The sequence below is a fragment of the Spirosoma lacussanchae genome (assembly GCF_005870035.1).
In the GTDB taxonomy this organism is placed as follows: domain Bacteria; phylum Bacteroidota; class Bacteroidia; order Cytophagales; family Spirosomataceae; genus Spirosoma; species Spirosoma lacussanchae.
Genome location: NZ_SWJG01000001.1, coordinates 1,654,621 through 1,676,123 on the forward strand (window position 1 = coordinate 1,654,621; position 21,503 = coordinate 1,676,123).

Below are 21,503 nucleotides of genomic sequence, written 5' to 3' on the forward strand. Positions count from 1 at the left end.
ACGTAATTTTGTTTTACCAACACGAACCCCTGAATGGCTCGTAAAAAGAAGAAAGTAGGTACGTACCCCAGTGGCATGATTTTATTTAGTCTGACGCTGGCTTTGTTTTTAATTGGTTTTTGCGGGCTGCTGGCCATCCAATCCAAGCGATTGGTGACGTACATCCGCGAGAACTATGAGATGCGGGCGTTTTTAGACAAAGATCTCGACTCAACCAAGGTTGCTGCGCTGCTTCGGACATTGTCAGAACGGCCTTATGTGTTGAAAACCAACGGGTCGGCGCAGGTAACGCTGGTTACGAAAGAAGTAGCGGCTAAAGAATTTATTGCGGAGACGAAAGAAGATTTTTCGAAGTTTCTGGGCGAAAATCCACTGCGCGACAGCTACCGGATAAAACTCAACGAAGAGTACTTTGACGAAGCTAAGTTGCAAAGCGTAAAATCGGATCTGGAGCAGATTGACGGCGTTTTTGAGGTCGTTTATCAGGAAAACCTGGTCGACAGCATTAATCGTAACATCACCCGGATCTACCTGATCATGTCGGCCTTTGCGCTGGTGCTGCTCGTGATTATTGTGGTGCTGATGAACAATACGATTCGGCTGGCGTTGCATTCTCAACGGATGCTGATCCGGAGTATGCAGCTGGTCGGAGCAACCAATGGATTCATTACCCGCCCGTTTTTAGGACGCGGTATCTGGCAGGGCTTTCTGGCAGGGGTCATCGCGGTGGTACTGCTGCTGATTACCTTGCAACTCGCCATCCGCAACCTACCCGAGCTGGGTGCTTTTCAGGATTATGAAAAGATGGCCATGCTGCTGGCGGGGCTGGTTGGCCTGGGCGTAGTAATTGGTTTTTTAAGTACGTTTCAGGCCGTGCATCGCTACCTGGGCCTGACCCTGGATGAGTTGTATTGAGAAGAAAACACGATTATGGCAAAAGATAAGCAACTGGGTTCAACCACGCTGGTGCGTGAAGAGCCCGCCAAAAAAGCACCGGTTGTGGCAACGGCCGCACCCAAGCCTTTAACCAGCCGGTTTGGTTCGTCAGAACCGGCCCCAACGGCTGCGTTGCCGTTCGGTCGGCGTAACTACATGATCATGCTGGCTGGCATTGGTGTTATTCTGCTGGGATTCTTCATCATGAGCCTCGACAAAGAAGAGTTTGGCTTCGGATTTCTGGGGCTGACCCTGGGGCCCCTGGTCGTCTTCAGTGGCTTCGTGATCGAGTTCTTCGCTATTCTGGCCCGGCCCCGGAGTTAACCGGAACAGATCGGTATAAATTAGTCCGCCGTAGCGGTTATGCGTGGGTAAAGTTGTAAAGTTGGGTTCACCTCACCCATCTTTGCAGTGTTACAACCGTATGACTGGTACGGCGGACCGTTTTATACCCTCTTTTGATGGATCTGATTCACGCCATTGTCCTGGCCATTATTGAAGGACTTACCGAGTTTTTGCCGGTTTCTTCGACCGGCCACATGATTATCTATTCCTCGCTGGCGGGTATTGCCGGGAATGAATTCACCAAGCTCTATACCGTTGATATACAGTTTGGCTGTATCCTGTCGGTGCTGGTGCTATATCACCGCCGGTTCCTGACCGACACCCGGACGGGCGATATTCCGCTGCCCAACTGGGTGCTGCGGTTTCCGCAAAAGACCCAGCGCCTGGTCGACTTCTACGCCAAAATCCTGATTGCCTTCCTCCCCGCGGCCGTTATCGGCTTTCTGCTCAATGACTTTATCGACTCCCTGCTGGAGAACGTAGTGGTTGTGGCGATTTCATTACTGGTGGGGGGAATCATCTTAGTCTTCATCGATGATATCATCAAGCGACAGCCCAAAGACCGTGACGTCACGGCACCCGATGCGCTCCGGATCGGCTTTTTTCAGTGCATAGCCATGGTTCCAGGCGTGTCGAGATCGGCAGCAACGATCATTGGTGGTATGTATCAGGGATTGACCCGGACGCAGGCGGCTGAATTTTCGTTTTTTCTGGCAGTACCTACCATGGCGGCTGCCTCGGGGTACAAACTTCTAAAAAGCTACAAGCTGCTCCAGCCCGACGATTACCAAATTCTGCTGATCGGCAACGGCATTGCGTTTGTGGTTGGGCTGATTGCCATTCGCGGCTTTGTGGGGTTTCTGACACGCTATGGCTTTAAAGTGTTTGGTTATTACCGGATTGCGCTCGGCCTGCTGCTGCTGGGCCTGCTAGCCGCCGGCGTAAAGCTCGACGTATTGTAAAATTGACTACGGTCTATGTAAGGGCATGTCCCTGTATGGACTCCTTTTTTCTGTTTATTTCTGTGTCACAACCAACGGGGCAACAGCCCGACCCAGGCCAGCTGATTCTGATCGACAAACCACTGACGTGGACCTCGTTCGACGTGGCCAACAAACTGAAGTATGCCTGTAAGTTCAGGAAAATTGGGCATGCCGGTACGCTCGATCCACTGGCCACTGGGCTGCTGATTCTTTGCACTGGTAAAATGACCAAGCAGATCGATCAGTATCAGGCGCAGGAGAAAGAATATACCGGTACGCTGGTACTGGGGAAAACCACCCCCTCCGTCGACCTGGAAACCGAGTTCGACGCCGAATTCGAAACAGCGGGCATCACACCCAACCAGATTCAGGACGCAGCCCGTCAGCTGACCGGCGATATTTTACAGGTGCCTCCCATTTACTCGGCGGTCCGGGTAGGGGGTGAGCGACTGTACGAAAAAGCCCGGCGGGGTGAAACGACGGAGATCAAAAGCCGCCAGGTTACGGTGCGGCTGTTCGAGACCAACGCCGAGCACTTTCCGGCCGTCGACTTCCGAATTGTGTGTTCAAAAGGCACGTATATTCGTAGTCTGGTTCGTGATCTGGGGCTGCTGCTCAACAACGGGGCCTACATGAGTGCGCTGCGCCGGACCCGTATCGGCGACTTCCGCATCGAAGAGGCCGATACGCTCGAAGCCTTTATCGATCGGTACAAATCGTCAGCGGCCACTAAAGCCGCTGAGCCGCAACCCGGATCAGATACGGCTACTGACTAACAAGACGGTAAAGCGGACACAGATGGTAGGCTAGCGGTCTTCCTAACAGAGCTTTGCCAATGACAATCAATTGCGAAACGAATGCGTGTTTATCGTGGTCTTGACGACCTTCAGCCGTTGCCCAATGCCGTAGTGACGAGCGGTACGTTCGATGGCGTTCATCGCGGTCACCAGACAATCCTGCAACGGCTTACTGAAGTAGCCCGGAGTAGCAATGGTCAATCGGTGCTGATCACCTACTGGCCGCATCCCCGTACGGTAGTGGCCAACGACAGTCAGGATCTTAAGTTGCTGACCACACTGGATGAGAAAATTGCCCTGCTCGAGCAGGCTGGCGTTGATCACCTGGTGGTGATTCCGTTTACGCGGTCGTTTTCCCAACTAACGTCGGAAGAGTACATTCGGCAGATTCTGATCGATAAAATAGGCACCAAAAAGCTGGTTATCGGCTATGATCACCGATTCGGACGCGACCGGGAGGGAGGCTTCGACTACATACGGGCGCATCAGAGCGAATACGGATTCGAGGTGGAAGAGATACCCCGGCAGGACGTGGAAGCGGTAGGCGTTAGTTCGTCCAAGATCCGGGCGGCTCTCAGCGAAGGAAACGTGCACACGGCGAACCTGTTCCTGGGGCGGCCCTACAGCCTGACCGGCACCATAGTCAAGGGACGTCAGCTGGGCCGGACTATCGGTTTCCCGACGGCTAACATGCAGGTCGACGACCCGGTTAAACTCATTCCGGCCAACGGCGTATACGCGGTTGATGTGCTGTACGCCGGGCAGTCGGCCAATGATCAGCTGCTGGGTGGTATGCTCAACATCGGCTTTCGCCCAACCGTAGCCGGAACGAACCAGACCATTGAGACATACATCTTCGATTTTGAAAAAGACATTTACGGCGAACACCTGACCCTGCGGTTTCGGGAGTTTCTACGGCCCGAGCAGAGGTTTGATGGGCTGCCTGCGCTGGTCGAGCAGTTGAAGCGCGACGAAGAATCGGCGCGTACCGTACTGGCCGGTCACTAAAAAACCGCTGGTTTCGCAGCATCCAGACAGAAGCGAAACCAGCGGTTTTGTGTTATCGCGTACTTATAGGGCTGTTACTTTGATTTTGCTGTAGTACAGCGCCTGATCACCCTCAAAGCCTGAGTCGCTGCCCACAAACACCCATAACTCACCTTTGTCGTTCGTACGGGCTGTCAGGGGCTGTTCTTTGTTGGTCCGCTGAATGAGGGTGTACTCTTCTACCTCTTTGCCATTGGCCACGTTACCGATCAGAACAGCTGCCGGACCGGCGTCTGACTGCGAACCCTTGTCAACGCTGAGTTTATAGAACGTGCCGTCGAGAACTTTCTCCGGCTTCGTAGCCGAAGCACCGGCTTTCAAAAAGACGCTGCTGCCCGGCGAGCCACCAATGCCGATGCTATTGGCCGGATACCTGGAGGCTAGTTCCACATCGAACTGTAGTTTGTAGTCGGTATTGGGCCGCAGGCCCGTCAGCTGTTTCCGTACAAACATGAAAATATCGTCGCTGCGGTTGCGACCGAAGACCCGCAGGGCTTTCTGTGACTGGTCAAGTGGCGCGGGGAGTCCGGTATGCGAAAACGAAAACTCGATCAGCGCCTGCTGTTCGACAGCGTAGTCGGATACGTCGCCATCCCAGCCGTTCTGGCTGGTAGCAAACGCATCGTTGATAAGAACGCCGGTTGTCGGCGCGGGATTTATGGTTGAATTGTTATCCTGGCAGCTCATGCTCAAGCATGATACCAATGCCAGAACAGACATAGCAAATCGTTTCATGTACTAGTCAATAATGGTAAAAAATCAGGCAACACGTTCCGGAAACGTATAGTAATGACTCAATCCGGATGGGTACCGTTGGAACGCCCGTTGTAATTTTTAGACCATACCGATGTGACGGCCCGCTATATAGCCTGTTGTCCAGGCGTTTTGGAAATTAAATCCCCCAGTAATTCCGTCGACATTCAGGACTTCGCCCGCAAAGAACAAGCCCGGTTGCGCCCTGCTTTCGAGCGTCTGGAGCGTCAGCGCGTCGAGAGAGATACCGCCACAGGTGACAAACTCTTCCTTGAATGTGCTCTTGCCCTCTACCTCAAACTGGCTGTTGGTCATCCGCTCGGCCAGGCGGTTGAGTGGCTTGGCGGGTAGGTCGGCCCAGCGCTGTTCGACAGCAATGTCTGACTGGCTGGCCAGCGCCTGCCAGAGCCGACCCGGTAAGCCGAATGGATTCTGAGAAATAACCTGTTTGCGGCCGTTCTGCTGCCGGAAATTTTGCAGGGCTACCCGGACTGAGTTGTCGTTCAGGTCGGGCGTCCAGTTGATCCGCAGCGTAAATCGGTAGTCCCGCTCGGCCAGCTCGCGGGCTGCCCAGGCCGACAGCCGCAGCACGGCTGGACCGCTGAAGCCCCAGTGGGTCAGCAAAACCGGTCCGCGTTGTTCCTGTCGGGTTTCTACCACGTATACTTTGGCATCCGGTACCGAAACACCCGCCAGCGGTAGCAGGAAACTGCCGGGCGTGTTGAACGTAAAGAGTGAAGGCACCGGCGAAATTAGTGGTTCGTTCTGCTCCGGCAGCCAGTCGTAGGAGGGGCGTTGCGGATACCCGCCCGTAGCCACCAGAACCCGGTCGGCCTCCAGGCGTTCGCCGTTCAGGAGGTGTAGTGTCCAGTTGCTACCCGTCGGGCTAAGCGACTCGACACCGCAGCTTGTCCGGACCGAAATGCCCAGCTTTCGGGCCGTGTCGAGCAGGCAGTCAACAATGGTTTCGGACGTGTTGGTGGTTGGAAACATCCGCCCGTCTGCTTCGGTTTTCAGGCTGACACCCCGACTTTCGAACCAGCGCACGGTAGCGGCAGCATCGAAGACGGGCAACAGGGTGCGCAGGGGTTTCTCGCCCCGCGGATAGTACCTGATCAGTTGCCGATTGTCGAAGCAGGCATGGGTTACGTTGCAGCGGCCACCGCCCGAGATGCGTACTTTATTGAGAACGGTACGGTTCTTTTCCAGAATAGTGACGGAAGCATCGGGGAAGGTTTCGGCTGCGGTGATGGCTCCGAAAAAACCGGCGGCTCCGCCACCAATGACAATAATACGCAAAGACATACTGACAAAACAGGGGTTTATCGGTTACGGTTCACAAAGGTGTGACAGTCCGTTAACTTGCGCCCGATCTGCCGTAAACCACAAACCGTTCGTAGTTTTACACCTATGCGCTCACCACAAAAATACATGCGTCGGGGCTTCCGGCTACGCGGCAACACCCTCGTGTTGCTGTTCGTCTTTTTTCTGATTGGCTTGTTTCTGCACTACGGCGGTCGTACTCAGCCCGTTGTAGCGTTTTGGAACGATATTCGGCGGATTGTTGGACTCGGCCCGTCAACGGCCAGGCAGGAGCGCAACCCCTATAAAGCCCCTGAACCCACCGAAGACGTAGCCAGCGATCAGCCCGAACCGGAAAGCGAAGCCTCTGATGACCGTCGCAACGCGCCTGAACCGGCTGAAAAAGGAACGGCAACTGGAAATGTTCGTTTCGATTTTGAAAAGCAGGTTGATTTTTTGCTGCCAGCATTCCGTTCCGACGATGCTATTATCCGGCACGACGGGTATGTACTGCGCTACCGGGAGGCTTATGAGCAGGCCGACTGGGTGGCTTACCCTTTACTGGCGTACGAGATCACCGGCGAAGCCGACCGCGACCGGGAGCAGTTTCAGCCCGATCCACTGGTCGAAACGGGTTCGGCCCTGCCTTCTGACTACACCCGATCTGGCTACGACCGCGGGCACCTGGCTCCGGCGGGTGATTTTAAGTTCTCCCAGCGCATGACGCGCGAATCGTTTTATATGAGCAATATCAGTCCTCAGGCTCCGCAGTTCAACCGGGGCATCTGGCGTGAACTGGAAGAACTGGTCCGCAAGTGGGCCGTCCGCGATAACGGATTGTACGTCATCACCGGCCCTGTACTCAAATCCGGATTGCCCACCATTGGTCGGCAAAACGAAGTCAGCATACCGGAGCAGTATTATAAAGTGCTTCTGTACTGCAACAAGCCCGATATTCGGATGATTGGCTTTTTATTACGCAACGAGCCGTCAGACCAGTCGCTACGGTCGTTTGTTGTACCCGTCGATCAGATCGAGCGTATTACCGGCATCGATTTTTTTCCGAAACTACCCGATGACCTGGAGCGTCGGCTGGAGAGCCAGGGCCGCGACGAGACAACGGCAGCCTGGTTCAGCTATTAGCCGATCTAGGTCTTTTGTTTCTTCTTCTTGGCCGCCGGGAAGAGAATATTATTCAGGATGAGCCGGTAGCCGGCCGAGTTAGGATGCAGGTTCAGGTCGGTAGGCTCTTCGCCAATCTCATGGCGATAATCTTCGGGGTCGTGGCCGCCGTAGAAGGTAAAGAACCCTCGGCCGTAGGGGCTGTGAATGTAGCGGGCTTCACCGGCCGAGCGGTTCTCGGCCATAATGATGACCTCGGGCTTGATCAGGTTTTTCTTGAAGGCCGTAGTCTGTCCCATAAACCCTTTGATAACGTTCAGGTGATTCTGCGTCAGCATGGTCGGGATCGGGTCGTACTTGGCCGAAAACTGAAATAGGGTAAAGTAGTCGTTGTGCTCGCTCAGGCCGCGCTCTTCGGGCTGGTTGTCGATATTGGAGAATTCGATCAGGTACGGGTTGGTATAGACCTGAAAGTTTCGGAAGGCAAACGTCTGCGAAAAGTCAAGCTTGTTGTTAGCGTTCGGGTCGGCGGGGTCTCCGTCGTAGAAACTCTCAACAATATCCGTGTTCTGCGACGCCAGTGCGATATCGTAGGTATCGGTAGCGTTACACATGGCGAACACATAGCCACCACCCAGAACGAAATCACGAATTTTCTGCGTAACAGCCCGTTTCAGCTGGGGTACTTTAGTAAAGCCGTATTTGCGGGTAATGGCTTCCGCTTCTTGTTTCTGGGCAATGTACCACGGCTGGTCTTTGAAGTGGAAAAATTTGCCGAACTGGCCCGTAAAGTCTTCGTGGTGCAGGTGAAGCCAGTCGTACTCGGGTAGTTTCTCGTTCATGACCTCCTCGTCGAACACCACATCGTACGGAATTTCGGCGTAGGTCATCACCATCGTTACGGCATCGTCCCAGGGTTGTTTTGTTTTGGGAGAGTACACCGCCACTTTGGGTGGTTTCTGCAACTTGACCGCGTCCATGTTCGCATCCGGAGCGGCTACCTCGGCCAGGATCTGACCCGCCTGGGCTTCGGAAATAATATCGTAGCTAACCCCCCGGATAACCATTTCATTGATGAACGCCTGGCTCTGGGGCATCATAAACGAGCCGCCCCGATAATTCAGCAACCAGTCGATCTCGGTATCGTGCGTTTTAAGTATCCAGTATGCGATCCCATAGGCTTTCAAGTGATTCTTCTGGCCCTCATCCATGGGAATCAGAATGCGGGAAGCCCAGGTCCGACCCGTTAGTGACAGAATTAGGATAAGCGGTAACAGCAGCCGTTTCATTGGTTTCCCCGTTCAGATTGTACGACGTAGTTTTGTAATAACGAAAGATAAGCAATTATTGTGCGAAAAAAGCGCCGTGCTCCGTGCATAGATAGTCTGGTACTACGTTTGCCCGTCAGGCTTGTCGCACCCTGTTCCTGGCTATGAACTTAATCGAAAATATTCGTGAAGGACTGCGGTCGATTGCGGGGAACCGCCTTCGCACCATCCTGACGTCGCTCATCATTGCCATCGGTATTACATCGCTGGTGGGTATCTTGACCGCTATTGACGGTATTCAGAATTCGGTCAACAGCAGTTTCGAGGGGCTGGGTGCCAATACGTTCAGCATCGTGGCCCGGCAGGACGCCTTCCGGCGGGGTGGCCGGGTGCAGAAACAGGACGAACCAATCGATTATTTCGATGCCATCCAGTTCAAGCGCCGGTTTTCGCTGGGAACAACCATTGCCGTGTCGACGGTCGTAAACGGAGCGGCTCAGGCTAAGTTCGGCTCGCGGAAAACGAATCCCAACGTTCAGTTGACGGGGGGCGATGAGGCCTACCTGGCCGTTAAAGGCTTCTCCCTGCTGAGCGGCCGTAACCTCACGCAGAACGACCTCGAATACGGACTGAATGTAGCCGTAATCGGCAGCGAGGTAGCCGCTACGCTGTTCGAGAAAAAAATAAACCCACTCAATCAGGCCATTCGGGTATCGGGTAGCCAGTACAAGGTGGTTGGCGTACTGGCCAAGAAAGGCGGGTTTACGGGTGGGGGCGATGATCGGATCATTCTGATCCCGCTGGACAACGCCCGGGCGCTGGCCGGCAGCCAGAAGCTATCGTTTGATATTACGGCTTCGGCGCCGAGCGTGGCCGACCAGGATGAGGCCATCGGTGAAGCGCAGGGGGTTATGCGACTCGTGCGGCACGACCAGCTCGGAAAACCTGATTCCTTCGAAATTCAGCGGGCCGATGACCTGGCTAAAGAAACCGAGAACATCACCGGGTATCTGCGTATTGGCGGCTTCGGCATTGGCTTCATCACCCTTCTGGGCGCGTCGATAGCACTGCTGAACATCATGCTCGTCTCCGTAACCGAACGCACCCGCGAAATCGGGATTCGCAAGTCGCTCGGAGCCACACCCAAACGAATTCGGGAGCAGTTCCTGATCGAAGCCATTGTTATCTGTATTCTGGGCGGACTGGGTGGCGTTGTGCTGGGCCTCGGCATTGGCAACCTCATTGCCCTGGTCATTAGCCAGGGTGAAGGCGGCTTCGTTGTACCCTGGGCCTGGATGATGCTGGGCCTGGTCGTCTGCGTAGGCGTTGGGCTGTTTGCCGGTATTTACCCGGCCGTGCGGGCCTCAAAGCTGGACCCGATCGAAGCGTTGCGCTACGAATAATCGCGTCGTTAGAGATGCGGGAGTTCCTTACAGATCAACCGGTAGGTAAACGGTAAACGTGGCGCCCTGCCCGGGCTGACTATGGGCAGCAATAGTACCCTGATGATTTTCGGCTACTTTCCGACAAACGGCCAGGCCAATGCCCGTACCGGCGTATTCGCTCCGGCCGTGCAGGCGCTCGAACAGCTGAAAAATACGTTCCTGATATTGCTCGTCGAAGCCGATACCGTTATCGCTGACCACCACGGCTATCCAGCTGTGCTGCATACGGTTCTGAACCGCAACCGGAACGTCGTCGGGCCCGACCGGCTGGGCAGTGATTGAGATAACGGGGTCCAGGCCGGGCCGGGCAAATTTCAGTGCATTGCCGATCAGATTCTGAAAGAGCTGGCGAAGCTGAATGGCGTTGCCGTTGAGGGCCGGGAGGGGCTGCCCGCTGCCGTTGTTAATAACGACCTGGGCGTTCTTTTCAGCAATCGTTAGGTCGAAATCACTGATTATCTCAACGATCAGCGTAGTCAGATCAACCCGTTTGAACGGCTCCTGCTGGGTAGACAGCCGCGAATAGGTAAGCAGGTCACGAATCAGCAAACTCATACGGCTGGCTGCCGACTGCATCCGAAGCAGCAGATCCTGGGCTTCGTCAGAAAGCGACCGGCTAAACTGGTTCATCAGCACATCGCCAAACGACTGAATTTTGCGAAGGGGCTCCTGCAAGTCATGGCTGGCTACATAAGCAAACTGTTCCAGGTTGCTGTTCGACCGGCGCAGATCGATAACCAGCTGTTCAGCACGTTGCAGCGTTTGCCGGAGCAGCGTTTGATCATTGATAGCGACCACAATACCATTGTCCTGCCTGACGACCGAAAAATCGAACCAGCCTACCATAGGCGCTTCGGACAGACGCTGCTCGAACTGTTGGGGTAAACCCGTCTCATAAACCGCTACGTACCGATCGAAAATGCCCGACGACTGGAGGCCGGGAATGACTTCGAGCACCGTTCGGGAGGTGGTTTCGGCTACGGGGTGGCCCAGGATGCGGGCGCTGGCTTCGTTCTGGATCACGTACCGGAAATCAATTATAGCGCCCTGATCGCTACGGATGGGTTCCAGCAGGACAATGGGCAACTGGCAGCTATCCAGCACACTCTGGAGTGTGGCCGCATGCTGTTTGGCCTGAATCTCGACGCGCTTCTGGTCATTGGTAATCGCGTAGATCGAAATGATCCGATTCTCATCGAGTCGCGTTACCCAGTTATCCATGTAATTATCGAACCCTTCGGCGGTGTAGTGTACCTCAAATCGCTGGGGCTTTCCGGTGCGGGCTACCTCCTGATAAGCTGTCCAGTATTCGGTTTCCCGAACGCCCGGAAACAGCGAGAGAATCGTATTGCCGATCATCTCCTGCTTCGTACGGCCCGTGTCGTGCAGAATGGTTTGGCTGACGTGTACATAGCGCAGATCAGTCATAGCACCCGTCTCATCGCGAACCACGTCGAGGATAGACAGTCCGTTGGTAATGCTACAGAGTACTCCGTTGAAAAGCCGGGCCTGCTCATCGATTTGCTGCCGGGCGAGCTGCGCCTGGGTAATATCGTTGAAGGTGGCCACCAGCCCATCGCCGAGCTTATTGATCGTTACGTCGAACCACTGCTGAGTAGGTATATCGAAATACTGTCCCTGGTAGGTCTGGCCCGTCTGGTAAACCCGGTTGTAGCGTTTCCAGAGGCCGGTTTCACGGGTGGCGGGCCTGATCTCGGTCAGTAATTGGCCAATGGCGTCAGCTACTTCCAGACCAAACATCCGCCTGGCACTCTGGTTGGCAAGCAATAGCCGGAAATTGGTAGGCTGATGGGCCTCATGAACGGTTTCAAATACGATAATGCCGCTTTCGGAGGTGCGCAGTACACCATTCAGCAGCTCGTTTTTCTGTTGCAGCGCCAGGGCATCCTGCCGGGCCTGGGTTACGTCGTTGAACAGGACGATCAGATGCTCCGGGTCCATCCGGGTAGCCGTAATCTCAAGGGTTCGGGCCAGCGGGGCGTAGTAAAACTCCACATGGAATGGCTCACCGGTGCTGACAACGGCTTTATAAGCAGCCATCAGCCCCGAGGTCCTGAAGGTGGGGTTCAGTTCGCTGATGCGTCGGCTCAGCGCCTGCTCTTCGGGATGGCCGCCCATAGTCAGGGCGGTGGGGTTGATCAGAATGGCCTGAAAATCAGTAATGTCGCCGGTTTCGTCTCGGATGGCCTGTTCAACAGTAATTCCAATTGGGGATGTATCCAGCACCGACCGGATCAGCCGCTGTTGCTGAAGCGCCTGGTCGGCACTACGCCGGAGTGACTCATTCTGCTCGGCCAGTTGCTGCTCGGCCTGCTTGAGGGCGTCGATATCGCGGATGATGGTAAAAAAACCGTTTCCCAGCGGCCTGTTCTCGAAGGCAAACCAGCGATTGCTGATCGGAATCAGTTCTTCATAATCATAGGCCGTTTGGTTCTCAACCACCTGCCTCAATGAATCGGCCTGGATGCGGAGATAAGGAGACCGCTGAAACAGCAGTTGCTGGGTCATCTGCTCAGGCGTATGCCCTTTGATGGCCAGTGCCTGCGGATTATAAAATAGGGTTTGGTAGTCCAGAATCAGCCCGTCGGCATCCCGAACGGCTTCGTAAGCTATGACACCATGAGGCAATCCGACAAATAGTTCGGCCAGCAGCGGGGGAGAAGGGAAGCTGATAGACGTTGAGGGGGAAGTATACATGGTAATGTACTGACTAAGGGCTGTAAAGCTAATCAAATCAGTATCATATAATCTATAGATGCTCACCCATTTCTGGAATCTCCCGGGCCTGATTGGGGATTTATTTGCAAAGATGAACGTAGCCCCCTACTTTTGTGCCCACGTTTGACAAACGCATCCTGCCCCGGCAGGAACGATTCCAGACGCCGGGATGGCGGAATCGGTAGACGCGATGGTCTCAAACACCATTGTCTGCAAGGACATGCCGGTTCGAGTCCGGCTCCCGGTACATAATCAAGGTCATAATTTGCTCTCGGCAGGTTATGACCTTATTTTTTGCTCATCCGTTCGCATCCGGTCTTCATTCCTCCCCTGTCCGCTGCGAATGGAGGGCTGATTCCGGTCGGTACGGTAACTGGACTCGCAATTGACAGCCAAGGCCGACAACTTCCGGCTGCCAATGTTCGTGGCTCCGTTGGTGGATGATCGTCGTGGCCGGGCTGAGGGTGGGCCTGACCGGCCGTAAGCCAAGATACCCGGTACGATCAGTGTCTTCTTTATTGATGTATATCAACAACAGAGATCGATTCCAGAAGCTAGTTTTGACCTCACAATCTGTTCTGCTTACCTGACTACTTTTTGCGTATGGAAACCGATTTATTGACGCGTATACAGGAAACACACGTCGCTATCTGGAACGAAAAAGACCGGGCCCGGCGTGTTGCGATGATGCAAACCATCTATGCTGCAAACATACAGATGTATGATAAGGACTTTACCCTCACCGATACTGAGGCTATCGCTGATTTTATTGACAAACTGTTTGCAGACGACGCCGACTTCTTGTTTACCGCAGAAAAACCGATGGACAGTACGCAACACGGCGCCCGACTCTACTGGACAATCCGAACCGGTCCTCAGCCGAATACATTAACCGGTATGGACTTTTTTGTCCTGGAAGACGAGAAAATAGCGCATCTGTTTGTGTTCATGAATGCGCCATAAATGGATTGTCTTTTTCTGAATGTAATCGCTTATTTCTTTGCCGTCTGGTGGCGAATGCGGCTAAGGGTTTCTTTGGTGATGCCCAGATAAGAGGCAATAATATGTTGGGGAAACCGCTGCAAAAATTCAGGATACAGCCGCGCTAATTCGTCATAACGAACGTGGGCCGGGTGGTTTTTTGATGCGTACAACCGTTTCTGCGCGGCCATGTGCTGGTTATCATCCAGTTTTATCCGCATTTCGTTGAAGGCCGGGATGCTGTTAACCTGTTCGTAGTAGCCGTTCGCTTTGGGCAAAAGCAGGAACTCTGTTTCCTCCCAGGTTTCTATGTTGTAGATGGAGGGAGCCTCTTTGTGAAAACTTTCCCGGTCAGATGTCCACCAGCCTTCAATGCACAGGTTTAGTACACGCTCGTTTCCTTCGTCGTCAACCGTATATTGACGGGTGGCTCCCTTAACGATAAAGGCGATGTATTTGCAGACTTCTCCCTTCTGAAGCAGCAATTGTCTTTTTCGCAACTTCTTAGGAATGAATGCTTCGTTGATCAGGCTGATATCCTTTTCGGAGAGCGGACTCGACGATCGCGCCTGAATGTAGTGAATGAGAGAGGATACCATGGAGGTGGCTCAGTAATCGGTTTGCGTGGCGTCAACAGGTTGAGGCATGAAATTTGGCCGGATAGTAATTCGCTGCGGTTGCCAGGCTGACTAGCTTGTAAGCGCACAACTCGTATCTTTAGTTCGCCACCTTCATACCTGCCACCCAGCCATGGTCGACACGCTCGAAGCCTACATCCGCGCTCGCATCAGCCATAACGACACGCAGCTGACCGATGTGCTGTCGGCTTTCGTGACCCGAAAAGTACGGCGGGGAGAGATGTTGCTACAGGCGGGTGAGGTATGTCAGCACTGCTATTTTGTCGCCAAAGGCTGTATCCAGGTGTTTGTCAGCACCGACGGCGGCACCGAAACGAGCCGTGACTTTGTTTTCGAGAACAACTGGCTGACCGATATCTACGGCTTTGCCAACCAGCAGCCCTCCCAGGAATTTTTCCGGGCCGTTGAGCCATCGGTGGTCATGGCTATTCACCGCGATCAATTCGGGCGAATGCAGCAACAGGTGCCCCAGTTCGAGCAGATTTACCGGCAAATTCTGGAGCAATCCTACGCCACTACCGTTTATCGGGTCAATACGTTCATAGCACTCGATGCCCTGGATCGCGTTCGGTGGTTGATGCAGCACCAGCCCCGCATTTTATCCCGGCTTTCCAATAAACTGGTGGCGTCGTACCTCGGCATCTCGCCCGAAACCCTTAGCCGAATAAAGGCCAGGCTCTGAAACGTTGACAAAAGTCAAGAGTGGGGCGGTGGCTGGCCAGCATCTTTGCAGTGGCAACAGGACCAGAAGCCGCCACTGCCATGAATGAGAATCTACGTTTGCACCACCATAGTAGGGGCCAGGGCCTGTACGTTAGCGCGCACTCACCGATCGGCAGGACGCCACACCCGGTCCACAGCCGTGACCCTCATGAGTTGGTACAGTCGAGCCGGACGGTTGGCCCTGACTATCCGACCCGGTATGCTGGTTTCGCTTTACTCTCCAAACAACCATAATCATGAACAAATTAATTGGCCTTGGGCGGTGGCTATTTGTGCTGCCGTTTAGTATGTACGTTCTGCTTCATTTTGGGAAAGCGGATGTTGGTGCGTCTTTCGTTCCGGCTTGGCTGCCGTTTCCGATTCTCTGGAATTATGCCACCGGAGTTTGTGTCTTGCTGTTCATCATCAGTTGCGTATGGGGTCGCTATGATAAACTTGCCTCACTGCTGATGGCGCTGTACGTGTTCCTGATGATTGTTCTGGTCCATGTTCCACGAGCTGCCACCAGCGAAAACGACCTGCTTAACGTGTTTCGCAACACCATCGTCGTGGGTGGATTACTGATGTACGCGGGGGCTTATGCCAAAGACAGGCGACTCGCATTCAGCAGAGAGAAAGCGGCTGCCATTCTGTAACGGGCCTGACCGTTACTGAATGGTTTATATACGCTGAATCCGCAGGAGCGGCACCGGCTAGCAGCACAAACAGGATACATGGGGTATTGACGTAAACAAGCCAGGGGTAATCGAAACAGAATCAACAAATAGGTTTAGCGGATAAGGGTTGTAATTCGATGGTCGAATGGTGAAGTTTGCGCCCGTTCTTCCTTTTGTAGTTCTGTGCAACCTGTTTAACCGTACAAACGTAACATGGCATCCTCTTCCTTGCGTACCCTGTTTCCCGCCGATTCCTCACAAATTCCGGCCGACTTCCACATTGAACCCATCCACCAGCGCGAGTACCTGCTGAACGGAGAAATGCGACCCTGGACGGGCAACGTGTCAGAAGTATATTCGCCGGTTTGTATTCCCGACGAAAACGGTACGCTGCAACGTCAGCTCGTAGGCAGCTTTCCCGTGGCTGGCCCCAAAGAAGCCCTGGAAGCGCTGGAGGCCGCGGTAGCTGCCTACGATAACGGCCGGGGTGAGTGGCCGCAGATGGCAGTAGCCCAGCGCATTGCCTGTATGGAAACCTTTATCGGGAAAATGCTGGAGCAGCGCAGCCTCGTGATCAACCTGATTATGTGGGAGATCGGTAAAAACCTGGCCGACGCTACCAAAGAATTCGACCGGACGGTGAAGTACATCTACGACACCATCGACACGCTGAAAAATATGGACCGCAACTCATCGCGATTCCGTATCGAAGAAGGCATTATCGGGCAGATCCGGCGGTCGCCCCTCGGGGTTGTGCTGGCTATGGGCCCGTTCAACTATCCGCTGAACGAGACCTACACCACGCTTATTCCGGCTATTCTGATGGGCAATACGATCCTGTTCAAAACGCCGAAACATGGCTCGTTGCTGCACTACCCGCTGCTGGAGGCCTTCCGGACTAGTTTCCCGAAAGGAGTCGTTAACTCCCTCTACGGACGTGGAGCCGATGTGGTACCGCCCGTTATGCAGTCGGGGAAGGTGAACGTGCTCACGTTGATCGGTTCCAGCCGCGTTGCCGACGAATTGCAGCGGCAGCACCCCAAGCTGAACCGACTTCGGTCAATCATGAGTCTGGATGCCAAAAATGCCGCTATTATTCTGCCCGATGCCGATCTCGACGTGGCCGTGAAAGAATGTCTGCTTGGTACCCTGTCTTTTAACGGGCAGCGCTGTACGGCTATCAAGATCATCTGGGCGCATCGGTCGGTTGCCGACGAATTTCTGAAACGGTTCAACCCGGAAGTGAGTAAGCTCCAGCCCGGTATGCCCTGGGCCAGCGGGGTGCAGATTACGCCCCTGCCCGAGCCTAACAAAACCCGCTACCTGGCCGATATCATAGCCGATGCCGAAGCGGGTGGAGCTTCGATTGTCAACGAAGGAGGAGGAGAAACCGAAGCGTCGCTGTTTCGGCCGGCGGTAGTCTATCCCGTTCGTGAAGGTATGCGCCTGTACCGCGAGGAGCAGTTTGGGCCCGTTATTCCGGTCGTTGTCTACGACGATGAGGAAGAGTTTATCCAGTATCTGATCACGGACGATCACGGTATGCAGGCCAGTATTTTCGGGACCGACCCCGAAGCCATTGCCCGCCTGATCGACCCGCTGGTTAATCTGGTGAGCCGTGTCAACATAAACGCCCAGTGCCAGCGGGGACCCGACACCTTCCCGTTCACCGGGCGGAAAGATTCGGCCGAGGGAACCCTGTCCGTTGAGGATGCCCTGCGTTCGTTCTCGATCCGGTCGGCTGTGGCAACCAAAGATACGGGCTCTAACAAGCATATCCTGAATGAAATAGTAGGTGGACACAAGTCCGAGTTTCTCAGTACCAACTTTATATTCTGATCCGAACGGATTGGTTTTCTGAACCGGAAAGACCGAATGTCAGGTCTTTCCGGTCACTACAAATGCTCACAGCTACCCATCTTACCAAAGTATTTGCCGGCGATGTCAGGGCCGTTCGGGACGTGTCGTTCACCCTCGATCCGGGTCGGATTATGGCGCTGGTGGGCGAGAGCGGATCGGGAAAAAGCACGCTACTGGCCCTGTTGGCGGGGCAAGCCGATGCCGACACCGGCGACATAACCCTTGACGGCGTGCGGGTGCCGGGTCCGTCGGAGGTACTGGTGGCGGGGCATCCGCAGATTCGGCTCGTGCCGCAGGAGTACCAGCTCATGCCGAACATATCGGTGCGCGAAAATGTAGCCTATGCGCTGCGCTACTTCGAAAAAGAATACCGCGATTTCCGGGTCAATGAGCTGTTACGACTTTGCCGGCTGACCGACGTGCAGGGGCGGCTGCCCCGTCAGGTATCGGGTGGTGAAAAGCAGCGAACGGCAATCGCAAGGGCCGTGGCCAGTAAACCTGACGATGGCCAGTCGACAGTACTCCTGCTCGATGAGCCGTTCAGTCACCTCGATTTACCGAACCGACTCATTGTCCGCGATCTACTGTTCAATCTGGTTCAGCACGACAAAATGGCCTGTCTGCTGGTGACCCACGATGCTACGGACGCCCTGTCTATAGCTGATAGTCTGGGAGTACTTCGGCAGGGAAAACTCATCCAGCTGGATACGCCTGCCAATGTATACCGGTACCCCACCACGGCTTATGCCGCCCGAATGACGGGGGCAGCTACTATTCTGAAGGCTAAACACCTGCCCGTTCTCAACCTGCCCGGGGGCGATAATCCGGAAGCGCTGGTTTGCCTGCGGCCCGAGCAAATCAAACTCAGCGAGGCTGGCGTGAACGGTACCGTTCGGGCGGTTTTTTTTCGGGGGAGCTATTCTGAAGTGGATGTTGAGGTGTCGCGATACGTCTGTCTGCGGCTCCTTACTACTCGTACGGATCTGCGGGCGGGGCAGTCGGTGCGTGTCGACGTGGCCGCTGAATCGCTTTGGTGGCTGAAAGGCGGGTAGTTTAGTTTGTATAGAAACGGCCCCCGTGCAGGAAGGCCGATATCGAAACTACAAACCGCTCAACGATATGGAGTCGCCAACCGAAGAAAAGTACCACCAAAACCGCGAACAGGAGGGAGAGCCGCGTCTGGTCAGTGTAGAAACGGAAAATGTCGATGCGTCGGGCGTCGATGATAATTCGACAGGTATGCACGACGACGATTACCTGGGAAAGTCGAATAAAGAAGACAACTAAGCCTAAAGGCTGGTAAACAGCGAAGGGGTAGCAGGGGATCGATAATCCTCCTGCTACCCCTTCGGTATTGGATGGGGCCTTCGTTAAAGCATTCGCTTGATCAGCTGCTCGACGGAGATATTTTCGGCTTCGGCTTTGAAGTTACGAACCACGCGATGGCGCAGAATGGGCAGTGCTACGGCCCGTACGTCTTCAATATCGGGCGAGTATTTGCCGGTTAACAGGGCATTGCATTTGGCGGCCAGAATCAGCGCCTGCGACGCCCGTGGGCCTGCTCCCCATTCGAGGTACTGGTTGGCATCCTGCGCAGCCAGCTCGGTATTGGGCCGCGTCTTGTGTACCAGCTTTACAGCGTACTCTATGACGTTATCAACCACCGGCACGCGACGAACCAGGTGTTGAAACTCACGAATTTCCTCGCCAGTGATGACCCGGTTTACCTCCTGCCGTTTGTCAGACGTGGTATTTTTCACGATATCCAGCTCTGACTGGTACGATGGGTAATCCAGATAAATGTTGAACATGAAGCGGTCCAGCTGGGCTTCGGGCAGCGGATAGGTACCTTCCTGTTCGATGGGGTTCTGCGTAGCCAGTACGAAGAAAGGGCGGCCCAGATTGTATTTCTGACCAGCAATGGTGACGGCATATTCCTGCATGGCTTCCAGCAGGGCCGACTGGGTCTTGGGGGGCGTCCGGTTTATTTCGTCAGCCAGGATGATGTTGGCAAAAACGGGGCCTTTAATGAATTTGAAGTTGCGGTCCTGATCCAGGGTTTCGGAGCCCAGAATGTCGGACGGCATCAGGTCAGGCGTGAACTGGATGCGGTTAAAATCCAGATCGAGCGCGCTGGCGATGGTCTGAATAAGCAGTGTCTTGGCCAGACCCGGCACACCTACCAGCAGGCAGTGGCCCTGACAGAATATAGCCGTCAACAACAACCGGACGGTGTCGTCCTGGCCGATCACTACCTTCGAAATTTCGGTTTTTAACTTCTGATACGATTGAGTCAGAGCTTCGGCAGCCGCCACGTCAGATGAGTAAGGCACAATGAAAAAGTTATGAGTGATGAGTTAAGAAGAGTTACTGGCAAACGAAAGCCGCGCATCGTTTAACACCAACTCCCCGTCGCTAATTTCCGCCACCGCCTAGCTGAGCTGCGCTGTTTTGGGTTGTTCCAAAAATACGACAGCCCTGAAATTCGGGATCGACTGTAATATACACATCACTGACCGACTTACGGAACCAATCATCGATGGCCCGGTTCTTTTTGTTGGTCAGCACAATGTTTTGCAGCTTCTCGAAGTCAATCTTGAAATCGGCCGTATGGGGGGCTACTTTACTTTTGAAGTACAACAATCGTACCGCGCTCTTCCCATCTTCGGTCCGGTAAGGCAACGGTTTCGATACACTGCCTACCTGCATGGTATCGAGCATCTGGAACAGGGCGTATTCCATAGACCCATCCATAGCCAGACGGCTGCTGCCCGACTGCGGATCGCGAAGTAAGCCACCGGCGTCGGCCGTGGTTTTGTCTTCTGAGTAATCGTGAGCGGCCTTATCGAACTTCAGCGAGTCGGCTGCGATCAGCGTACGCAGGCTGTCGAGGTATTGGGTTGGGCCCGTCAGGTCCAGGCGGTTGTAATCGGGGCGTAGCAGGATGTGGCGGGCGTGGTACTCGGCCCCGCGGGTTTCCAGCAGCTGAATCAGGTGAAGACCGAAATCCGACTCCACTACGTCTGACATTTCGTTCGGCTTGAGCTTCAGCGCGGCTCCTTCAAAAGGCGCTACCATCGCGCCCCGTTTGGCAAACCCAAGGTCGCCCCCGTTCTGGGCCGATCCTACATCTTCGGAGTTCTCTTTGGCCAGCTTGGCGAAATCTTCGCCGTCCTGAACCCGCTTTTTAAAGTCGAGCAGCCGCTGCCGGAGGGCCTCTTTCTGCTCTTTGGTTGGCTTGGCGAACCGAACAATCTGGCCTACTTCAACGTCGGCAGGCATGTAGGGCAGACTATCTTTCGGGATCGACTCGAAGAACCGCCGTACATCGCGCGGGGTAACCTTCACGTCGGTGGTGATCTTCTGCTGCATTTTTTGCACGATCTTCTGATCCTTCACTTGCTGGCGCAGCTCGCTCTTCAGCATCTCGAGGCTCTTGCCGTAGGCTTCCACGATATTTTTTTCGGAGCCGAACTGCCCAACCATGTACTGCATACGGGTGTCCAGCTCGCTGTCGACCAGTTTTTCTTCGACTACTACGGAGTCGATTTCGGCTTTGGCCAGCATCATTTTATTGATGACCAGGCTTTCAAGCAGCTGACATTTCTGCGGAGGGGTCTGGTTCTGACCTACGTACGATTGGTAAGCCTCTTCCAGATCAGAACGGAGAACGTAATAATTGTCGACCTTGGCAATGATTTTATTGAGGCTTACGCCCTGGCCCTGGCCAAAGACCGGTGCGGTCAGCAACCAGCCCATCAGGATAAACAGAGCACTACAGCTTACTTTTTTCATGTTTTAAAGATACAGACAGAACCAGTGAGGTTCTGCGTTTTAAGAAAATTTAAGGCCCCTGCATGAGGCATAATCCGACCAACTGGTTACCAGCTTCCGCAACCGGCTTCCCG

The 21,503-nt window shown here is 54.4% G+C and carries 20 protein-coding genes and 1 tRNA gene; 14 read left to right on the plus strand and 7 right to left on the minus strand.

Features of this window, described 5'->3' with window-relative positions; translation table 11 throughout:
- Positions 1–33: 33 nt before the first annotated feature.
- The 5 genes from FBR45_RS06850 to FBR45_RS06870 all read left to right on the plus strand — a co-directional run bounded on the left by FBR45_RS06850 (position 34) and on the right by FBR45_RS06870 (position 4,069).
- Complete coding sequence (locus FBR45_RS06850; protein ID WP_138500549.1) at positions 34–915, plus strand: cell division protein FtsX; 882 nt, start codon at positions 34–36, stop codon at positions 913–915.
- Between the two features lie 15 nt (positions 916–930).
- On the plus strand, positions 931–1,260 hold the full coding sequence (locus tag FBR45_RS06855) for a DUF3098 domain-containing protein (protein WP_138500551.1): 330 nt from the start codon (positions 931–933) through the stop codon (positions 1,258–1,260).
- 137 nt (positions 1,261–1,397) lie between these two features.
- Positions 1,398–2,243, plus strand: a complete 846-nt coding sequence (locus FBR45_RS06860) for an undecaprenyl-diphosphate phosphatase (RefSeq protein ID WP_138500553.1) — start codon at positions 1,398–1,400, stop codon at positions 2,241–2,243.
- A 62-nt stretch (positions 2,244–2,305) separates the two neighbouring features.
- Positions 2,306–3,040, plus strand: a complete 735-nt coding sequence (gene truB / locus FBR45_RS06865) for a tRNA pseudouridine(55) synthase TruB (protein WP_246082132.1) — start codon at positions 2,306–2,308, stop codon at positions 3,038–3,040.
- Positions 3,041–3,121: 81 nt separating this feature from the next.
- Positions 3,122–4,069, plus strand: coding sequence for a bifunctional riboflavin kinase/FAD synthetase (locus tag FBR45_RS06870; RefSeq protein WP_138500557.1), 948 nt, complete (start codon positions 3,122–3,124; stop codon positions 4,067–4,069).
- 63 nt (positions 4,070–4,132) lie between these two features.
- Here the strand turns inward: FBR45_RS06870 and FBR45_RS06875 are convergent, their stop codons facing one another.
- Positions 4,133–4,795: a hypothetical protein gene (locus tag FBR45_RS06875; protein WP_246082133.1), complete on the minus strand. Its 663-nt coding sequence runs from the start codon at positions 4,793–4,795 to the stop codon at positions 4,133–4,135.
- Positions 4,796–4,942: 147 nt separating this feature from the next.
- Entirely contained in the window at positions 4,943–6,166 is a 1,224-nt protein-coding gene (locus tag FBR45_RS06880) for a BaiN/RdsA family NAD(P)/FAD-dependent oxidoreductase (protein ID WP_138500559.1), read from the minus strand.
- Positions 6,167–6,271: 105 nt separating this feature from the next.
- Between FBR45_RS06880 and FBR45_RS06885 the strand changes: the two genes are divergently transcribed.
- On the plus strand, positions 6,272–7,306 hold the full coding sequence (locus FBR45_RS06885) for a DNA/RNA non-specific endonuclease (protein ID WP_138500561.1): 1,035 nt from the start codon (positions 6,272–6,274) through the stop codon (positions 7,304–7,306).
- A gap of 5 nt (positions 7,307–7,311) precedes the next feature.
- Here the strand turns inward: FBR45_RS06885 and FBR45_RS06890 are convergent, their stop codons facing one another.
- On the minus strand, positions 7,312–8,574 hold the full coding sequence (locus FBR45_RS06890) for an asparagine synthetase B (RefSeq protein WP_138500562.1): 1,263 nt from the start codon (positions 8,572–8,574) through the stop codon (positions 7,312–7,314).
- Between the two features lie 143 nt (positions 8,575–8,717).
- Here FBR45_RS06890 and FBR45_RS06895 point away from each other — a divergent pair, with 143 nt between their 5' ends.
- The gene (locus FBR45_RS06895) at positions 8,718–9,956 is read left to right on the plus strand and encodes an ABC transporter permease (RefSeq protein ID WP_138500564.1); all 1,239 of its coding nucleotides are present in this window, start codon (positions 8,718–8,720) and stop codon (positions 9,954–9,956) included.
- 27 nt (positions 9,957–9,983) lie between these two features.
- Here the strand turns inward: FBR45_RS06895 and FBR45_RS06900 are convergent, their stop codons facing one another.
- Positions 9,984–12,716 (minus strand): PAS domain-containing protein, encoded by a 2,733-nt coding sequence (locus tag FBR45_RS06900; RefSeq protein WP_138500567.1) that lies wholly within the window; start codon positions 12,714–12,716, stop codon positions 9,984–9,986.
- A gap of 184 nt (positions 12,717–12,900) precedes the next feature.
- Between FBR45_RS06900 and FBR45_RS06905 the strand changes: the two genes are divergently transcribed.
- A tRNA-Leu gene (locus FBR45_RS06905) sits at positions 12,901–12,984 on the plus strand.
- A 356-nt stretch (positions 12,985–13,340) separates the two neighbouring features.
- Positions 13,341–13,700 (plus strand): nuclear transport factor 2 family protein, encoded by a 360-nt coding sequence (locus tag FBR45_RS06910; protein WP_138500568.1) that lies wholly within the window; start codon positions 13,341–13,343, stop codon positions 13,698–13,700.
- A 29-nt stretch (positions 13,701–13,729) separates the two neighbouring features.
- On the opposite strand, the gene FBR45_RS06915 is transcribed toward FBR45_RS06910, so the two are convergent.
- Positions 13,730–14,317, minus strand: a complete 588-nt coding sequence (locus FBR45_RS06915; RefSeq protein ID WP_138500570.1) for a Crp/Fnr family transcriptional regulator — start codon at positions 14,315–14,317, stop codon at positions 13,730–13,732.
- Between the two features lie 151 nt (positions 14,318–14,468).
- Here FBR45_RS06915 and FBR45_RS06920 point away from each other — a divergent pair, with 151 nt between their 5' ends.
- The 5 genes from FBR45_RS06920 (at position 14,469) to FBR45_RS26330 (ending at position 18,882) form a co-directional block, all read left to right on the plus strand.
- The gene (locus tag FBR45_RS06920; protein ID WP_138500572.1) at positions 14,469–15,038 is read left to right on the plus strand and encodes a Crp/Fnr family transcriptional regulator; all 570 of its coding nucleotides are present in this window, start codon (positions 14,469–14,471) and stop codon (positions 15,036–15,038) included.
- A gap of 277 nt (positions 15,039–15,315) precedes the next feature.
- Positions 15,316–15,714 carry a DoxX family protein gene (locus FBR45_RS06925; protein ID WP_138500574.1) on the plus strand — a complete coding sequence of 133 codons (399 nt, stop codon included), beginning with the start codon at positions 15,316–15,318 and terminating at the stop codon, positions 15,712–15,714.
- 234 nt (positions 15,715–15,948) lie between these two features.
- Positions 15,949–17,574 carry an NADP-dependent glyceraldehyde-3-phosphate dehydrogenase gene (locus FBR45_RS06930; protein ID WP_138500576.1) on the plus strand — a complete coding sequence of 542 codons (1,626 nt, stop codon included), beginning with the start codon at positions 15,949–15,951 and terminating at the stop codon, positions 17,572–17,574.
- A 62-nt stretch (positions 17,575–17,636) separates the two neighbouring features.
- Entirely contained in the window at positions 17,637–18,647 is a 1,011-nt protein-coding gene (locus tag FBR45_RS06935) for an ABC transporter ATP-binding protein (protein WP_138500577.1), read from the plus strand.
- Between the two features lie 67 nt (positions 18,648–18,714).
- On the plus strand, positions 18,715–18,882 hold the full coding sequence (locus FBR45_RS26330; RefSeq protein WP_171044848.1) for a hypothetical protein: 168 nt from the start codon (positions 18,715–18,717) through the stop codon (positions 18,880–18,882).
- Positions 18,883–18,965: 83 nt separating this feature from the next.
- Here the strand turns inward: FBR45_RS26330 and FBR45_RS06940 are convergent, their stop codons facing one another.
- Positions 18,966–19,928, minus strand: coding sequence for an AAA family ATPase (locus tag FBR45_RS06940; protein WP_138500579.1), 963 nt, complete (start codon positions 19,926–19,928; stop codon positions 18,966–18,968).
- A gap of 82 nt (positions 19,929–20,010) precedes the next feature.
- Complete coding sequence (locus tag FBR45_RS06945; RefSeq protein WP_138500581.1) at positions 20,011–21,390, minus strand: peptidylprolyl isomerase; 1,380 nt, start codon at positions 21,388–21,390, stop codon at positions 20,011–20,013.
- Between the last annotated feature and the right edge of the window lie 113 nt (positions 21,391–21,503).

Excerpts from the sequence above, each read along its gene's own strand:
- FBR45_RS06850 (WP_138500549.1), top strand. The coding sequence starts at position 34 with ATGGCTCGTAAAAAGAAGAAAGTAGGTACGTACCCCAGTGGCATGATT.
- FBR45_RS06855 (WP_138500551.1), top strand. The coding sequence starts at position 931 with ATGGCAAAAGATAAGCAACTGGGTTCAACCACGCTGGTGCGTGAAGAG.
- FBR45_RS06860 (WP_138500553.1), top strand. The coding sequence starts at position 1,398 with ATGGATCTGATTCACGCCATTGTCCTGGCCATTATTGAAGGACTTACC.
- FBR45_RS06870 (WP_138500557.1), top strand. The coding sequence starts at position 3,122 with ATGCGTGTTTATCGTGGTCTTGACGACCTTCAGCCGTTGCCCAATGCC.
- FBR45_RS06875 (WP_246082133.1), bottom strand. The coding sequence starts at position 4,795 with ATGAGCTGCCAGGATAACAATTCAACCATAAATCCCGCGCCGACAACC.
- FBR45_RS06880 (WP_138500559.1), bottom strand. The coding sequence starts at position 6,166 with ATGTCTTTGCGTATTATTGTCATTGGTGGCGGAGCCGCCGGTTTTTTC.
- FBR45_RS06885 (WP_138500561.1), top strand. The coding sequence starts at position 6,272 with ATGCGCTCACCACAAAAATACATGCGTCGGGGCTTCCGGCTACGCGGC.
- FBR45_RS06890 (WP_138500562.1), bottom strand. The coding sequence starts at position 8,574 with ATGAAACGGCTGCTGTTACCGCTTATCCTAATTCTGTCACTAACGGGT.
- FBR45_RS06895 (WP_138500564.1), top strand. The coding sequence starts at position 8,718 with ATGAACTTAATCGAAAATATTCGTGAAGGACTGCGGTCGATTGCGGGG.
- FBR45_RS06900 (WP_138500567.1), bottom strand. The coding sequence starts at position 12,716 with ATGTATACTTCCCCCTCAACGTCTATCAGCTTCCCTTCTCCCCCGCTG.
- FBR45_RS06910 (WP_138500568.1), top strand. The coding sequence starts at position 13,341 with ATGGAAACCGATTTATTGACGCGTATACAGGAAACACACGTCGCTATC.
- FBR45_RS06915 (WP_138500570.1), bottom strand. The coding sequence starts at position 14,317 with ATGGTATCCTCTCTCATTCACTACATTCAGGCGCGATCGTCGAGTCCG.
- FBR45_RS06920 (WP_138500572.1), top strand. The coding sequence starts at position 14,469 with ATGGTCGACACGCTCGAAGCCTACATCCGCGCTCGCATCAGCCATAAC.
- FBR45_RS06925 (WP_138500574.1), top strand. The coding sequence starts at position 15,316 with ATGAACAAATTAATTGGCCTTGGGCGGTGGCTATTTGTGCTGCCGTTT.
- FBR45_RS06930 (WP_138500576.1), top strand. The coding sequence starts at position 15,949 with ATGGCATCCTCTTCCTTGCGTACCCTGTTTCCCGCCGATTCCTCACAA.
- FBR45_RS06935 (WP_138500577.1), top strand. The coding sequence starts at position 17,637 with ATGCTCACAGCTACCCATCTTACCAAAGTATTTGCCGGCGATGTCAGG.
- FBR45_RS26330 (WP_171044848.1), top strand. The coding sequence starts at position 18,715 with ATGGAGTCGCCAACCGAAGAAAAGTACCACCAAAACCGCGAACAGGAG.
- FBR45_RS06945 (WP_138500581.1), bottom strand. The coding sequence starts at position 21,390 with ATGAAAAAAGTAAGCTGTAGTGCTCTGTTTATCCTGATGGGCTGGTTG.